Source organism: Photobacterium angustum, from assembly GCF_002954615.1.
Lineage (GTDB): Bacteria > Pseudomonadota > Gammaproteobacteria > Enterobacterales > Vibrionaceae > Photobacterium > Photobacterium angustum_A.
Window position 1 is genome coordinate 714,249 of sequence record NZ_MSCJ01000001.1, and the last position, 16,370, is coordinate 730,618.

The 16,370-nt window shown below is 39.4% G+C and carries 13 protein-coding genes; 8 read left to right on the top strand and 5 right to left on the bottom strand.

The window, feature by feature from the left end; all coding sequences use genetic code 11:
- Positions 1 to 35: 35 nt before the first annotated feature.
- Both BTO08_RS03030 and serS read left to right on the top strand, forming a co-directional pair.
- Positions 36 to 1,391, top strand: coding sequence for a replication-associated recombination protein A (locus tag BTO08_RS03030; protein WP_277949265.1), 1,356 nt, complete (start codon positions 36 to 38; stop codon positions 1,389 to 1,391).
- Positions 1,392 to 1,519: 128 nt separating this feature from the next.
- Positions 1,520 to 2,827: a serine--tRNA ligase gene (gene serS, locus BTO08_RS03035; protein ID WP_105059839.1), complete on the top strand. Its 1,308-nt coding sequence runs from the start codon at positions 1,520 to 1,522 to the stop codon at positions 2,825 to 2,827.
- Positions 2,828 to 2,872: 45 nt separating this feature from the next.
- On the opposite strand, the gene BTO08_RS03040 is transcribed toward serS, so the two are convergent.
- The 3 genes from BTO08_RS03040 to metG form a co-directional block, all read right to left on the bottom strand.
- A complete protein-coding gene (locus BTO08_RS03040; protein WP_105059840.1) occupies positions 2,873 to 3,727 on the bottom strand; it encodes a hypothetical protein in 855 nt (284 codons plus the stop codon).
- A gap of 189 nt (positions 3,728 to 3,916) precedes the next feature.
- Positions 3,917 to 5,230 (bottom strand): dicarboxylate/amino acid:cation symporter, encoded by a 1,314-nt coding sequence (locus tag BTO08_RS03045; RefSeq protein WP_105059841.1) that lies wholly within the window; start codon positions 5,228 to 5,230, stop codon positions 3,917 to 3,919.
- A gap of 449 nt (positions 5,231 to 5,679) precedes the next feature.
- The gene (metG, locus tag BTO08_RS03050; protein WP_105059842.1) at positions 5,680 to 7,725 is read right to left on the bottom strand and encodes a methionine--tRNA ligase; all 2,046 of its coding nucleotides are present in this window, start codon (positions 7,723 to 7,725) and stop codon (positions 5,680 to 5,682) included.
- A gap of 244 nt (positions 7,726 to 7,969) precedes the next feature.
- Between metG and apbC the strand changes: the two genes are divergently transcribed.
- The 5 genes from apbC to yhjD all read left to right on the top strand — a co-directional run bounded on the left by apbC (position 7,970) and on the right by yhjD (position 14,123).
- Positions 7,970 to 9,061, top strand: a complete 1,092-nt coding sequence (gene apbC, locus BTO08_RS03055; protein ID WP_105059843.1) for an iron-sulfur cluster carrier protein ApbC — start codon at positions 7,970 to 7,972, stop codon at positions 9,059 to 9,061.
- A 143-nt stretch (positions 9,062 to 9,204) separates the two neighbouring features.
- Positions 9,205 to 9,849, top strand: a complete 645-nt coding sequence (gene udk / locus BTO08_RS03060; protein ID WP_005368747.1) for a uridine kinase — start codon at positions 9,205 to 9,207, stop codon at positions 9,847 to 9,849.
- Between the two features lie 124 nt (positions 9,850 to 9,973).
- Positions 9,974 to 10,567, top strand: coding sequence for a dCTP deaminase (dcd, locus tag BTO08_RS03065; protein ID WP_005368745.1), 594 nt, complete (start codon positions 9,974 to 9,976; stop codon positions 10,565 to 10,567).
- A 232-nt stretch (positions 10,568 to 10,799) separates the two neighbouring features.
- Positions 10,800 to 12,992, top strand: coding sequence for an AsmA family protein (locus BTO08_RS03070; RefSeq protein ID WP_105059844.1), 2,193 nt, complete (start codon positions 10,800 to 10,802; stop codon positions 12,990 to 12,992).
- A gap of 168 nt (positions 12,993 to 13,160) precedes the next feature.
- Positions 13,161 to 14,123, top strand: a complete 963-nt coding sequence (yhjD, locus tag BTO08_RS03075) for an inner membrane protein YhjD (protein WP_105059845.1) — start codon at positions 13,161 to 13,163, stop codon at positions 14,121 to 14,123.
- Between the two features lie 39 nt (positions 14,124 to 14,162).
- On the opposite strand, the gene BTO08_RS03080 is transcribed toward yhjD, so the two are convergent.
- The gene (locus BTO08_RS03080; RefSeq protein ID WP_105059846.1) at positions 14,163 to 14,486 is read right to left on the bottom strand and encodes a hypothetical protein; all 324 of its coding nucleotides are present in this window, start codon (positions 14,484 to 14,486) and stop codon (positions 14,163 to 14,165) included.
- Positions 14,487 to 14,704: 218 nt separating this feature from the next.
- Between BTO08_RS03080 and BTO08_RS03085 the strand changes: the two genes are divergently transcribed.
- Complete coding sequence (locus BTO08_RS03085; RefSeq protein WP_105059847.1) at positions 14,705 to 15,757, top strand: metal-dependent hydrolase; 1,053 nt, start codon at positions 14,705 to 14,707, stop codon at positions 15,755 to 15,757.
- 56 nt (positions 15,758 to 15,813) lie between these two features.
- Here the strand turns inward: BTO08_RS03085 and BTO08_RS03090 are convergent, their stop codons facing one another.
- Entirely contained in the window at positions 15,814 to 16,248 is a 435-nt protein-coding gene (locus tag BTO08_RS03090) for a phosphate-starvation-inducible protein PsiE (RefSeq protein WP_105059848.1), read from the bottom strand.
- Positions 16,249 to 16,370 lie beyond the last annotated feature (122 nt).

The window sequence follows — 16,370 nt, forward strand, 5'->3', positions numbered from 1 at the left end:
TTCTATAGGTGGCTGTTAGCCACCTTTTTCTGTTTATGGGAGTGGTTATTTTGAATAACTTCAGCCTTGATTTTTCTTCTGACTTCAGACCGCTAGCCGCAAGAATGCGACCTCGAACAGTAGAAGAATATATCGGTCAGCAACATATTTTGGGACAAGGAAAACCCTTACGTCGAGCCTTAGAAGGCGGGCAACTACATTCAATGATTTTGTGGGGGCCACCGGGTACAGGAAAAACGACATTAGCAGAAGTCGCTGCACATTATGCCAACGCTGAAGTAGAGCGTGTGTCTGCTGTAACATCAGGTATTAAAGATATTCGAGCTGCAATTGATAAGGCTCGTGACAATAAAATGGCAGGACGTCGTACTATTTTATTTGTTGATGAGGTGCATCGTTTCAATAAAAGTCAGCAAGATGCGTTTTTACCACATATTGAAGATGGCACTGTAACGTTTATTGGCGCAACGACGGAAAACCCATCGTTTGAGCTTAATAATGCATTACTCTCTCGAGCTCGAGTGTATAAGTTAAAGTCACTTGAGGATGATGAGATCTTACAAGTGATTGAACAAGCATTAACGGATAAAAAGCGAGGTGTAAACGAAACGAATTTACACTTTGCGGATGATATTAAAGAAAAATTAGCTGAGTTTGTCCGTGGTGACGCTCGTATGTCTTTAAACTATCTTGAGCAGCTTATTGATATGGCTGAAGAAGATGAGAAAGGCATTAAGCAAATAACGGTTGAATTATTGGCGGAAGTCACAGGTGAAAAGGTTGCGCGCTTTGATAACAAAGGTGATCTTTGGTACGACATGATCTCAGCTGTGCATAAATCAATTCGAGGTTCTAATCCTGATGGTGCTTTGTATTGGTTTGCACGTATGCTCCAAGCTGGCTGTGACCCGCTATATGTGGCTCGTCGTCTACTGGCTATTGCTTCAGAAGATATTGGCAATGCAGATCCTCGCGCGATGCAAGTCGCGGTTTCTGCGTGGGATTGTTATACCCGTGTTGGTGCCTATGAAGGCGAGCGAGCCATAGCACAAGCGATTGTGTACTTAGCTTGTGCGGCGAAAAGTAATGCGGTTTACGTGGCGTTTAATCTTGCCAAAGCTGATGCTCGCGAATTCCCTGATTTTGAAGTTCCTCATCACTTACGTAATGCGCCAACCAAGTTAATGAAAGAATTAGGTTATGGCGAAGGGTATCGTTATGCCCATGATGAAGTAGGGGCTTATGCGGCAGGTGAAGTGTATTTACCGCGTGAAATCCGTGATCGGGTTTATTACCAACCATCAAACCGTGGTTTAGAAATGAAAATATCCGAAAAGTTGGATTATCTTGCTTCATTAGATGCAAAAAGCCCGTTAAAGCGCTACCAATAATAAGGCTTTTTGGGTATCGTTAAACGACTGGCAGTTCCATGTGAGAACTGCCTTCCTAATTACAGACTATTTTGATAAAAATCGTCTAAATAACGTGCATTTCAGAATATTAAGAGCACAGGATTAGCATGCTAGATTCTAAATTACTTCGAACAGAGCTGGATGAAACAGCTGAAAAACTCGCGCGTCGTGGTTTTAACCTTGATGTAGAAACTTTACGTAACCTTGAAGAGAAGCGTAAATCCCTTCAAGTGAAGACAGAAGAGCTTCAAGCTCAACGTAACTCGCGATCGAAGTCGATTGGTCAGGCAAAAGCGAAAGGTGATCACGAAGAAGCCGAGCGTATTATGGCTGAAGTGGGTAACCTAGGTTCTGAGCTTGATGACGCGAAAAAAGCGTTAGCTGAGTTACAAGCAGAGCTTGATGTTATTACACAATCTGTACCAAATATCCCAGATGATTCTGTACCTGTTGGTAAAGACGAGTCTGAGAACGTAGAAATTTCTCGTTGGGGGGAGCCAAAAGCTTACGACTTCGATGTGAAAGATCACGTAGATCTGGGTGAAATGGCGGGTGGTCTTGATTTTGCGAGCGCTGTAAAAATTACCGGTGCACGCTTTATCGTTATGAAAGGTCAATTTGCGCGTTTACACCGTGCAATTGCACAGTTTATGCTTGATCTTCATACCGAAGAGCACGGCTACACAGAAATGTATGTACCGTACCTAGTAAATGCAGATAGCTTATTTGGCACAGGTCAGCTTCCGAAGTTCGGTGAAGACTTGTTCCATACACAGCCTTTGACTGAAAAAGTAAATGATGAAGAGCCACGCGTTCTATCATTGATCCCAACAGCTGAAGTGCCTGTAACAAACATGATGCGTGATACCATCACTGATGAAGCGGATCTTCCTGTTAAGATGACTGCACATACACCGTGTTTCCGTTCTGAAGCTGGCTCTTACGGTCGTGATACTCGTGGTCTTATTCGTATGCACCAGTTCGATAAAGTTGAGCTTGTACAAATTACGAAACCTGAAGATTCAATGGCTGCATTAGAAGAGCTAACAGGTCACGCTGAGAAAGTACTACAGCTTCTAGAGCTTCCATACCGTAAAGTGATCCTTTGTACTGGCGATATGGGCTTTGGCTCATGTAAAACATACGATCTTGAAGTATGGGTTCCTGCTCAAGAAACGTACCGTGAAATTTCTTCTTGTTCAAACATGTGGGATTTCCAAGCTCGTCGTATGCAAGCTCGTTTCCGTCGTAAAGGTGAGAAGAAGCCTGAGCTGCTACATACACTAAACGGCTCTGGTCTTGCGGTTGGTCGTACAATGGTTGCTATTTTAGAAAATAATCAGCAGGCTGACGGTCGTATCGAGATCCCTGAAGTACTACGTAAGTACATGAACGGTATGACACATATCGGTTAATCACTGATTTGTTGTTTGAAAACCCAGCTATTGTGCTGGGTTTTTTTATGCCTGCTTGTTGTGACCAAGATTAATAGCGCATGTTGTTATGTTAGGGACTGTTATTGCAAGATCGTCAGCAATATCATTGATAATAAGATCGAAGAACTGGAAAATAGTGTCTGATATCTGAATAGAATAAAGATAAAGCTCCTCTTTTAGTTTTTTTTCATCTTGGTTATTAAATTGTATTTCTTGAAATTTTTGCAGGAGCTTTTCAATAGGCCAAATAGGTGGTGTCTGTTGGCTTATCATCGATATCTGTCCAAGTCTTCGTTGGATCATCTTCACATGCATTTCCAACTCTCGCGCATAGCTTTTACTGTCTGAAGGGTAGTGTTCAATCGTCCAGCGAAATCTATTTAAATTATCTAGCGCATTTAATGTAACAGGCCAAGCAGCTTGATAATGTTCGAAAGTGGTGTCTTTTTCTGCTGTGAGCAAGCTAGAACTAATGACATCATCAATAAGATACATAATGTGTCGAATAATTCTGCCATGTACGGCTTGGCTGCGCTGTAAAGAGTAATGAGGATAATCTGTAAATAAACGCTGTATTTCTTGTCTCAATATACGAAACATCGGCTTGTGATTAGTATCAGCTTGATGAATTAATATCGAGAGTGTTTGTTTTAAGGTATGCCTTTGATTCTTAACAGATTCATTGATTTTATTGTTTGTTTTATTACTTACAATTTTTTGATGGCAATAGCGGCGGTGATAGCGAATGAATTGTATCAGTTGCCTTAGCTGTATTATTTGATCAAACTGTAGTTGTAATTGGGTGTTATTTTTCTTTGTTTTCCAAGTGATATATCCAATAGTTAATAGTGAAATAACGGCAGCTATGATCAACCACATAAATAGCCCTTTAATTGCTTTTATTCTTTTAGTGAGCAAGCAATCGTTATGCCGTTAATATTAAGTAATTAAAACAGTCGGTTAGATAGGGGGCGATTGTGCTTTATGAGCTACCTTGGTTCAATTGCACCAAAATAGTGAAATAAAAAAGGCGCCATGAAGGCGCCTTATACACTAAGAATAGATGAACTATGAGTTTTGCTTTAGAGGATGAAATTTAACTTCTTCATCTTTAACTGCAGCAGCAGGATCATTGAAACGTTCAATATCAAGTTCATTTTCACTCTTAGCGACAATACATGTCACTACAGAGTCACCAGTAATGTTAACTGCGGTACGGATCATATCAAGCAGACGGTCAACACCCATGATGATTGCAATACCTTCAACCGGAAGACCCACTTGGTTTAGTACCATCGCCAGCATGATTAAGCCGACACCAGGAACACCAGCAGTACCAATAGAGGCAAGTGTTGCAGTTACAATAACGGCAATGTAGTCACCCATGCTTAGGTCAATGTTGAACGCTTGAGCAATAAATACTGTCGCGACACCTTGCATGATAGCCGTGCCATCCATATTAATGGTTGCACCTAACGGTACTGTAAATGAAGCGATCTTGTTATTGACACCAAGACGTTTGGTTGCTGTTTCCATGGTAACTGGAATTGTTGCATTTGATGATGCCGTTGAGAAAGCAAACATCACTGCATCTTCCATTTTCTTTAGGAAAGTAATAGGGCTTAGACCGGTAAAGATCTTTAGCATTGCACTGTATGTTACTAAACCGTGGATAAGTAGCGCTGCAACAAGTACTAAGAAGTAGTTAATTAGGTTAAAGATTGCATCTAGACCTAATCCTGTAAATAGCTTAGCCATTAGGAAGAACACACCGAATGGTGCAATGTTCATTAGCAACGCTACAAGCTTCATGATCACTTCATTAAGATCTTTGAAAACTTCAGCAATACGTTCACCAGGTTTACCCGCAGCGCTAATTGCGATACCGAATAATACGGCAAAGACAATAATTTGCAGAGTATTACCATTTGCCATAGAGCTTATTGGGTTAGTTGGGAACATACCCACAATAACGCTACCTAGCGTTGGTGCTTCTTTTGCGGCAAATGTTGTTGCTGCGCTTAAATCTGCACCTGCGCCTGGTTGGAAAACATTAGCAAGGAAAAGCGCTAGGGTAATAGCAATAGCAGTCGTTGCAAGATAGAACAAGACTGTTTTACCACCAAGGCGGCCTAATGTTGCAATATCTTTTAATGAGCTAGTACCACAAACCAGTGATACAAAGACGAGAGGTACTACAAGCATCTTTAAGCTGGCAATGAAAATTTTGCCACCTACATCAAACAAACCGTTAACGATGTATTCGTGGATAAAAGAGATATCAGCTAAAAAGGTGCGAATTAAAAATCCTGTTAGAATACCCAGTACCATACCGAGGATTACTCGGGAGGTGAGGGACATTTTTTTCTTTGTCGTTGACATTGAATTTTCCTTATAATTATTCACTCTGTCCATCTGTATATCAGAGCAACAAAGAGACTATCAGGACTTCAATGTTTCAACCAAAGTAAAAATACGATCAAATATTAACTATATGGCTTAAGTCACGTTTTTTATATTTTTCTAAAGTTTAATAGTAGTATTATTAACTACCCATTAACATTTGACTGGTTTTTATCTCGGATTGGTCACGCTTTTATCTTATATATAACGCTACCTAATAGACGTTGTTAACTCTCATTCTGTAAGAAAATAGTACTATTGCAGAGTATTTAGCTATTTTAATAATGATTAATTTATAAAATTAAAATATTTTTTTGCTTTACAGTTGGTTGTATATTCAGTTGTTTTGGATTTAAATTCATCACAAGTAAAAAAATAACAATAAAAAAGGGCACATACAGTGCCCTTCTATATAGGTGAGGTGTAAATTACATTACACGCATACCTGGCTGTGCACCTTCATGTGGCTCTAAGATCCAAAGATCTTTACCACCAGGGCCAGCTGCTAGGATCATGCCTTCAGACATGCCGAACTTCATTTTGCGAGGCTTCAGGTTAGCAACCATAACTGTCATTTTGCCTACTAACTCTTCTGGTGTGTAAGCTGACTTAATGCCAGAGAATACTTGGCGCATTTCACCGCCAATATCTAATTGGAATTTAAGCAGTTTGTTTGCCTTTGGTACTTCTTCACAAGACACAATCTTAGCGATACGCATATCAACTTTAGCAAAATCGTCAAATTCGATTTCAGCTTCAATTGGCTCATCAGCTAAAGGGCTTGCAGGCTTTGCAGCGGCTTCAGCAGCAGCTTTATCTGCTGCTGCTTCTTCTTTCGATGATTCAACCATAGCTGCAACGTGTGCAGGATCGATACGATTAAATAGAGCTTTAAACTTCGTTACTTCGTGAGTTGTTAGCGGCTTGGCAATGGTTTCCCAAGTTAGTGTTTCGTTTAGGAATGCTTCACTTCGCTCAGTCAGTTTTGGCATGACAGGCTTCAGATAAGCCATTAGCACGCGGAATAGGTTGATACCCACTGTACAAATTTCTTGTAGCTCTTGGTCTTTACCTTCTTGCTTCGCAACAACCCAAGGTGCTTTTTCATCAACATATTGGTTTGCTTTATCTGCTAGTGCTGTGATTTCACGAATTGCACGACCGTATTCACGGCTTTCGTATAACTCACCGATACGATCCGCGGCTTCAACGAATTCTGCATATAGCTCAGGCTCAACGAAATTATCAGATAACTTGCCATCAAAACGTTTAGCGATGAAGCCTGCATTACGAGATGCAAGGTTAACAATCTTGTTTACTACATCACTGTTAACACGCTGTGTGAAGTCTTCTAGATTTAAATCTAGATCATCAATACGGCTGTTTAGCTTGGCAGCGTAATAGTAGCGTAGACATTCTGGATCTAGGTGTTTTAGGTAAGTTCCTGCTTTGATGAACGTGCCTTTAGACTTAGACATTTTCGCACCGTTTACTGTTACGTAGCCGTGTACGAATACATTGTTTGGTTTACGGAAACCCGCACCATCTAGCATCGCAGGCCAGAATAGGCTGTGGAAGTAAACAATGTCTTTACCGATGAAGTGGTATAGCTCTGTTGAGCTATCTTTATTCCAGAACTCATCGAAGTTTAGATCGTCGCGCTTGTCACATAGGTTTTTGAATGAGCCCATGTAGCCAATTGGTGCATCTAGCCATACATAGAAGTATTTGCCGGTCTCACCTGGAATTTCAAAGCCGAAGTAAGGAGCGTCACGAGAAATATCCCACTGTTGCAGGCCTGACTCGAACCACTCTTGCATCTTGTTCGATGTTTCTTCTTGAAGAGCACCAGATTTAGTCCATTCTTTTAACATGCTTTCAAATTGAGGCAGGTCGAAGAAGAAGTGCTCAGAATCTTTCATGACTGGTGTAGCACCAGAAACGGCTGATTTTGGATTGATTAAATCTGTTGGGCTGTATGTTTCACCACAGTTATCACAGTTGTCACCGTATTGGTCTTCAGCTTTACATTTAGGGCATGTACCTTTTACGAAACGATCAGGTAGGAACATTTCTTTCTCAGGATCAAAAAGCTGAGAAATAGTACGGCTAGTGATAAAGCCCTTGTCTTTTAACTGAGTGTATACAAAAGATGCTAACTCACGGTTTTCTGGTGAGTGTGTGCTGTGGTAGTTGCTAAAATCAATATCAAAGCCAGCAAAATCAGCTTGGTGCTCTTTGCTCACTTCGGCAATCATTTGCTCAGGTTCCATACCCATCTGCTGGGCCTTAAGCATGATTGGAGTTCCGTGTGCATCGTCGGCACAAATGAAATGAACTTCGTTGCCGCGTAGGCGCTGATAGCGAACCCAAATATCCGCTTGCACATGCTCAAGCATGTGACCTAAGTGGATAGAACCGTTAGCATACGGTAGGGCACAGGTAACCAGAATTTTTCTTGGATTGGCAGCCATAATTACTTATTTCGCTCATGATGGGTAAAAAACGTAGCTGTAAATACTACCTGATGGCTGCCGTTATTCCTAGCATCAGATACGGTTTTATCCGCTTAAAAGCTTGTGAAATCGGGCAGTTTTCATGCTTTGGTGGTAGCATTAAGTAAAACAAGTAAAATTAGCGCAGCAACAAGCTCTTAAATGACTAACTAAAGGTTAAGTTGTTGCTCGTTTGATAATAGATTATGTGGAGCGTTAACTTATGACTAACGATGTGACTCATCGTTTTCAGAATGTTGCTGATATATGCCAATGGCTAAATCACTTTGAGCATTCTCTTTTGAATTCAGAGTGGGCGGATATGCCCAATGTTGTCTCTATTTCTGCAGATGGTTTAATTACCATCACAATACCCTTTGCAGCGGCTAAATTGGTTAATGAGCTCGAAGAGTGGATTGCCAGCGAGCAACATAATGGTGTTATTCCTTCAAATGCGACTTTTAATGTACGCGCAAAAGTGTCTACCTTGGCTGTTGAGAATAAACAACCATTACGTGGTGTGAAAAATATTATCGTAGTGAGTTCGGCGAAAGGTGGTGTGGGTAAATCAACAACGTCAGTTAATTTAGCTTTAGGTCTTCAGCAACAAGGAGCTAAAGTTGGATTACTTGATGCAGATATTTACGGCCCATCTGTCCCTATGATGTTAGGCACCATGGATCAAAAGCCACAATCTCCTGATGGTAAAATGATGCTGCCAATTGAGTCTTGCGGATTATATACCAATTCAGTGGGTTACCTTGTACCTGCGGAAAGTGCAACTATTTGGCGTGGTCCGATGGCGTCAAAAGCGTTAGCACAAATTATTAATGAGACCTGGTGGCCTGATCTTGATTACCTTGTGATTGATATGCCACCGGGTACAGGTGATATTCAACTGACGTTATCACAACAAATACCTGTAACTGGAGCGCTAGTTGTGACGACACCACAAGATTTAGCCTTAGCTGATGCTATTAAGGGTATTAGTATGTTCAATAAAGTGGATGTGCCAGTTCTGGGTATTGTTGAGAATATGAGTTACCACGTTTGTAGTAACTGTGGTCATCATGAGCATATTTTTGGTACTGGCGGCGCAGCAAAAATGGCACAAGAATATTCAGTGCCATTATTAGCGCAGTTACCACTTGATATTAAGGTGCGTCAAGATATTGATAACGGTAAACCAACTGTGGCAGTATCTCCTAACTCTGAGCAAGCGATGGCTTATATTGAATTAGCCGCGACTGTTGCGAGTCGTTTGTACTGGCAAGGCGAAACGGCGGTAGAGCAGATTACAATTCGTACTATGTAATAAAAAAATGAGACGGCTTTTGTCCGTTTTATACTCAAACGTGTCAGATGTCTCATTTTTAGTGGCATCTGACATAACAACTGCTTATAATCAGGCGGTTTAATTATTTATCTCGCCACGTGGTCTAACAGGTGCCTTCTGATATGTCTGAAAATTCACACCAATGCGTTATTATTGGTATTGCAGGTGCTTCTGCATCCGGTAAAAGTCTGATTGCCAGTACTGTATACAAAGAACTAAAAGAAAAAGTAGGCGATCATCAGATCGGTGTTATTACGGAAGATTGTTACTATAACGATCAAAGTCACCTGACCATGGATGAGCGGGTCAAAACTAACTATGATCACCCGAATGCGCTTGATCATGATTTACTTTGTGATCACCTAGAGCAGTTAATCAAAGGTGAAGCGGTAGAAGTTCCACAGTACAGTTACAGTGAACATACTCGCATGAAAGAGACGACTTTATTAACACCTAAAAAGGTGATTATTTTAGAAGGTATTCTTTTACTTACTGATCCTCGTCTACGCGATATAATGCATGCAAGTGTATTTATGGATACGCCACTTGATATCTGTCTACTTCGTCGTTTACAACGTGATGTTGCTGAGCGTGGTCGTACAATGGAATCTGTGCTTGTTCAGTATCAAAAGACGGTGCGCCCTATGTTCATGCAATTTATTGAACCGTCAAAACAATATGCTGATATCATTGTTCCGCGCGGTGGTAAAAACCGAATTGCTATCGACGTACTTAAAGCGCATATAGCGAAGTTGTTACGTTCTTAACTTTTTATAAGGCTGGCCTTTGCCAGCCTTATTTTTATCTTTCGGGAAACCCTGTTAAGATTTGCCTACACAGGTATTATTTTATTGATAATACGTGTGTTTTGTTATTCAGGAGAAAGCTCAAATGAGACTTTGTGACAAGGATATCAAGGCGTACCTTGATGAAGGAAAAATCAATATCGAGCCACGTCCAGCAGATGACTGTATTAGTGGTTTAACTGTTGATGTGACCCTTGGTAATAACTTCCGTATTTTTAATGATCATGGCGCACCCTTTATCGACCTTTCTGGAAAGAAAGAAGATGTAGCATCGCAGCTTGATAAAGTAATGAGTGATGAAATTGTTGTTGAGGAAGGAGAAGCTTTTTTCCTTCATCCAGGGCAACTCGCTTTAGCAGTGACACATGAATCAGTGACATTACCTGCTAATATCGTAGGTTGGTTGGATGGACGTTCATCATTAGCGCGTTTAGGTCTAATGGTACACGTTACTGCACACCGTATTGATCCAGGTTGGTCAGGTCGTATTGTACTTGAGTTTTATAATTCAGGTCGTTTACCACTAGCATTACGTCCACATATGCCAATTGGTGCGTTAAGTTTTGAAACCTTATCTGGTGAAGCTGAAAAACCGTATAACAAACGTGTTGACGCTAAATATAAATATCAGCAAGGTGCCGTAGCCAGTCGTATTAATGAAGATGATAAAGAAGGTTAATTTTAGTCTTCAATGATTTGTATATTTAAGAGGCAATCCATAGTGATTGCCTTTTTGTTATATGTCATATTTTATCGCCTGATAGTACTACCATGATGTTTAAGGTCGAAACTATCATTATAAATCATTGTCATAACGCAGAGCTTAATAATATTAAGTTTATATTTTAATAGTTTATATTTCTTATGCAGATTCCTCATCGTGATAATGGGTGCAATGGAAAGAGGGTAGTATGAAAAAATTACTGTATGTTTTAATCGGTATTATTATCGTCGTTGTACTAGGGATCACAGCCCTTGTCACGTTAGTAAATCCCAATCAGTTTAAAGCTGTGATTGCAGAGCAAGTAAAAAAGCAAACAGGGCGTGAGTTGGATATTCGCGGCGATATAAACTGGCGTTTTTTCCCAACATTAGGTTTAAGTGTGGGGGAAACAACGTTAAATAATCCCCAAGGCTTTGCTCAGCCAAACCTGATTCAATTTAAACAAGCTGAGTTGTCTGTTTCAGTATTACCACTTTTATCTCATGAGCTTGATATTGGTAAAGTTCGTTTAGATGGTGCGCATGTTTTTGTGCAAACATTAAAAGATGGTCGTAGTAATTTAGATGGTTTAACTGAAAAGTCATCAACCAAAGAAGTGAATGGCTCTACATCATCAAAAGCTAATAAAGATGCTGTTAGTAATGGTCAGGATGAGAAGTCAACTGCATCAAAGGTAACGACACCGCCGTGGAAAATATCTCTTGCAGGGGTTGAACTTATCAATGCTAGTGTTGATATTATTAATGACAAAACCGCATCGAATATTGCGTTAAATAAGGTGAATTTCACCTTAGATAAACTGACACCAAATACATGGACGAAAGCGACATTTGATATTTCGGGCAGTGCTAATGCGCTAAAATTTGCAGCTAAAGGCAGTACCGAGTTGAACTTGTCTTCTGCATATCAATTAGCGGAATTAAAAAATCTAGATTTATCTCTGACGGCCCAAGATGGAAAAACAGAGATAAAACATGCTCAAGTGACGTTGGATCATTTTCAGTATGGTCAATGGGCAACGGTTAATCTTAATATAGATGGTCAATTACCTGAGTTGGCTTTTGTTACTAAAGGGCAAACCCAGTTTAAATTGTCGTCTGATAGAAATATCCTGACATTGGAAAACTTATCAATAGATAATGCATTGTCAGGCAAAGTGTTACCTCGCCCTAAGATGCAAGTAAACATTAAAACCAATGCTAGTTATGATTTAACGACAAAAACAGCGACGTTATCGAAACTCAATGCGAATGCTGATGAACTAGCGTTAATGGGAGATGTATCATTTATCAACCGTGATGTTCCCGTTATCCGTTTTAATTTATCTAGCGACAATATTAATGTTGATAACTGGCTTAACAAGCAGCACGGACAGGCTTCATCTGAAAAGCCTGCAGCATCAGATCAAGCTGCAAACAACGCATCAACCGAAATCGCTGCGTCAACGCCACAACAAACATCTTCACAATCGGCATCAAATACTCCTCCAGCAATACAAGAGCCGGATCTTTCAGTATTAAAAGGTATTGATGTTGACGGAACGATAATGGCGAAAAAGTTCACTATTTCACAGGCACATTTGTCTGATGTGAAACTGTCGGTTGTCATTCAAAATGGGATTGCAAAGCTAAATTCGTTTACGGCAAATTTATATAAAGGCACATTGAGTGCATCAGCACAATTGAACGTAAATACACCTTTAGCGAGTTATCAATTCCATAATCAAATAAAAGGCGTTGAAATCCAGCCATTACTGGAAGATGTTGCTAATAATAAGCAGTTAGCTGGACGTGCAAATATTCTCGTCAATCTTGCGGGTAAAGGCTTATCTTCACAACATTTGAAAAATAACAGTACAGGTACGATTAATGTGAATCTAACTGACGGCGCTGTTTATGGTGTGAATGTATCGGAGATGATCCGTTCTGCAAAAGCTCGTTTAAAAGGTGAGAAGTTAACAGATAATCAGAAGCAAAAGAAAACAGATTTCTCTTCTTTAACAGCATTACTACAATTAGGGCAAGGCCAAGCAAAGGTTGATAATCTTCATCTAGTTTCACCATTACTTGATATTAATGGTAGTGGTACGACTAATTTAAATAATGAGTCATTAAACTTTTCTGTCGATACCGCTATTGTAGCAAGTGGCAAAGGGTTAGATGAATTGAAAGGTATTACTGTTCCTATTAGAATTAAAGGCACATGGCAGCAGCCTAAATACCAATTAGATTTAAAAAACCTCTTTAAGCAAAATAGCGAATTAGAGCAGAAAGCCAAGAAAGAGCTAAACCGAGGTCTTGAAAAGTTATTGGGTGATAAAGCCAAAGACGAAAAGATTAAAAATGTAGCGGATCAATTGCTTAAAGGCTTGTTTAACTAACAATATTTTTATATTGGTCACGTTATTATTGAAAAGGTTTGCTTATTAAGGCAAGCCTTTTCTATTTTATATGTATTTGATACTAAAAAGTAAATGGCGACTTTATAGTAAGAAGGTGAGCAGTGATTACTGTTACTTGATAAATGAATGACGCCATGATGATGAATTATGATAGATAAACCGACGTCGACAGATGAAAAAACTACCTTGATGTCAAAAGTAATGACGATTGTTACTTTTGTGGTCGATAAAATAAAAGCATTACCTCCTATAGATCACTTGATCCGCGCTGCCGATCGCTTTAATGATCGGTTAGGGAGTCAGTTTGGTGCTGCAATTACTTATTTTTCTTTTTTATCTCTTATCCCCATTTTAATGGTGTTGTTTGCAGCAGCAGGTTTTATATTGGCCTCTAATGCCTCATTGTTAAATAGTATTATTGATAAAATAGTAGAGGGTGTTACTGATCCAAATTTAGCAACGACATTAAAAAACACCGTTAACATTGCAATTAGCCAGCGTACAACCGTCGGTTTAAGTGGTTTAGCCATTGCTTTGTATTCTGGTATTAGTTGGATGGGAAATTTACGTGAAGCCATTCGCGCACAAACCCGTGATGTATGGGAACGTAAACCTGAAGATAAAGAGCACTTTTTACTGCAATATGTGAAAGATTTTGTCGCATTAACTGGGTTAGTTGGCGCATTAATTTTTACTGTTGTGCTAACGTCAGTGGCTGGCTCTGCGCAAGCAACGATTGTTAATGCGCTAGGTTTAGAAAGTATTACTTGGCTACGCCCTGTTCTTACCACTACAGCTTTAACGATATCGATCTGCGCTAACTATCTTATGTTTTTATGGATCTTTTGGATGTTACCTAAGCGTCGTTTTAATCGCTGGGCATTGATGAAAGGAACACTACTTGCTGCAATAGGCTTTGAAGCAATTAAGTTTGCCATGACATTCATGTTACCTAAACTGGCAAGTTCACCATCTGGTGCAGCATTTGGTTCAATTATAGGCTTGATGGCATTTTTCTATTTCTTTGCGCGTCTGACGCTATTTTGTGCAGCTTGGATCGCGACAGCGAATGAACATAGGGTATTACCTGCAAGCGATGCTGAAGAATAATAAGCAATGTTAGAAAAGAAGGGGGATGACAAAAATATGTCATCCTTTTTTTTGTGCGGAAAGTTCTAGATCCGTTAGGAATTCACTGATTTTATTACATTCAATGTCAATAAAAGGTTCAATGATTTTATGACGGATAAGCGCGTAACTAATGATAGAAATAGTCATCGTTATAAAGGCATTGATACCAATAGTGAGTAAGATAATACTAATAATTGCAATGTATGCGATAGCGTAACCTAGCACTTGATTTTCATTATGCTGAAGGGGAACGTTGCAATGTTCGCAGTTAAAAGAGAGCTCCTCTTGATTAAGTGCAGGAACGGTAGTTTTTTGCTGACAGCAAGGACAATTTTTTTTCATTATTATTACCTCTAAATAGACTTACAACGCTTGATATGCGAGCTACATCCATGTCTATATCAGTGACGTTTATACTACAAAAGGTGGGAATTTTATTTGACCGAGTAATGTAAATATTTTGTCTGGATATGGTTAACTGAGTACTATGTTAGTAGTTTATTTGTTGAAATGGCAACAAAATTTCGTATTAATAAATAACGAAATACAAAGGAGTGTATGTGGATTCAATAACGCAAGCAGCATTAGGCGCATCTGTTGCAGCAATTGTGGCTGGACGTCACTGTAAACCGAAAACGTTATTAGCAGGAGCAGCGTTAGGTACTCTCCCCGATCTGGATGTATTTATTAGCTATGGTGATCCTATTTCAGATATGGTGAAACATCGTGGTTTTAGCCATTCACTTTTTGTGTTGCTACCGTTTTCTTTATTACTCACCGCTTTGTGGTCTCTTTTTCGACCTAACGTATTATCATTTAGTCGGTTATGGTTGCTGATTGCGGCGTGCTTGATCACCCATCCATTGTTAGATTCGTTTACGACTTATGGCACTCAACTTTTTTGGCCTTTAGATGTCAGCGTAGCAATATCCAGCATCTTTATTATTGATCCGCTTTATACCTTACCTCTACTGGTTATGCTGATTGCGAGCCTTATGTGGCGGGAGAAAATGGCTAAGTTATGTGGTATCGGATTACTAATATCAAGTTCCTATTTAGTATGGTCTTTCGTGGCTCATTCCATAATAAATCAGCGCGTCCATGATGAAGTTAAAAATACGCCTTTAGCCAATAAACCGATGTTTATTAGCCCAACACCGTTTAATACTGTGTTGTGGCGGATCATTATTTTAGATGACAATAAATATAACGAGGGTTTTTCTTCATTATTAGATAGTAAGAAGAACGATGAATATCCTATTCAATGGGCTCAGCGAGAGAGGGGAGCTTGGCCGCTGGAGCAAACTTCAGAACATGTTAATGATCTTGTGAAATTTTCAAATAATTTTATTCAATACAAGATCATTGATAATCAATTAGTAGTCACAGACTTACGATTGGGATTAATTGAGTATCTACCATTTCGATTTGTGGTTGCGAAACGAGCATCTCAAAAAGATTGGCAATTAATCCCCCCGATTAAAAGAGAAGAACAAAAGGTGAAACCGAAACACCTTCCAGCTTTATGGCTACGTTTGCTGGGTAACCAAGATGTGAATGCCGATCTTTGTCATATTAATGAATGCCCACAGGTAACGGCTAGTCAAAGTTAAAGATAAAAAGTAAAAGGCACTATCGAGTGCCTTTTTTGATTTTTAAATCAATCAGATTAGTCATCAGCTTGTTTTTTGCTTGGATCCTCTGGCGTTTCATACGGCCAGTAATGATGACCGATACGAATAAGTACTGTTGCTGCAGCTAAAACAAATGCAGCTAACGATAGCCAAATAATAAAAGTGCCATCTAACTCTTTCATACCTAATGTGATGTAGCGGGCAATCGCCATTATTGCAATATAGATAGGATAACGAACTGGAATTTTACCATTAACAACAAATTGTTGAACCATGGCTAATATTTCCAAATAGATGAACATTAAAAGAATATCTGTTAGTAGAATATTTCTTTCTACGATGACATGTATAAATTCATTAAACATGGCAACGACGGTAGAAAGTGTTATCCCAACCAAAAGAATCGCTTCTAAGGTATGAAATATTTTAAGAAAAGGTTTGCTAAACGCTTTTGGTAAATGGGATGGCATAATTGCTCCAAAAATAGCATTAATGGCTGATAAGCATGCGGCTATTATATGAAGCTATAGACTCTGTGATAGTAATAAATGTAAAAAATTAACTGGTTGTTGGTTATTTAGCCATTAAAAGT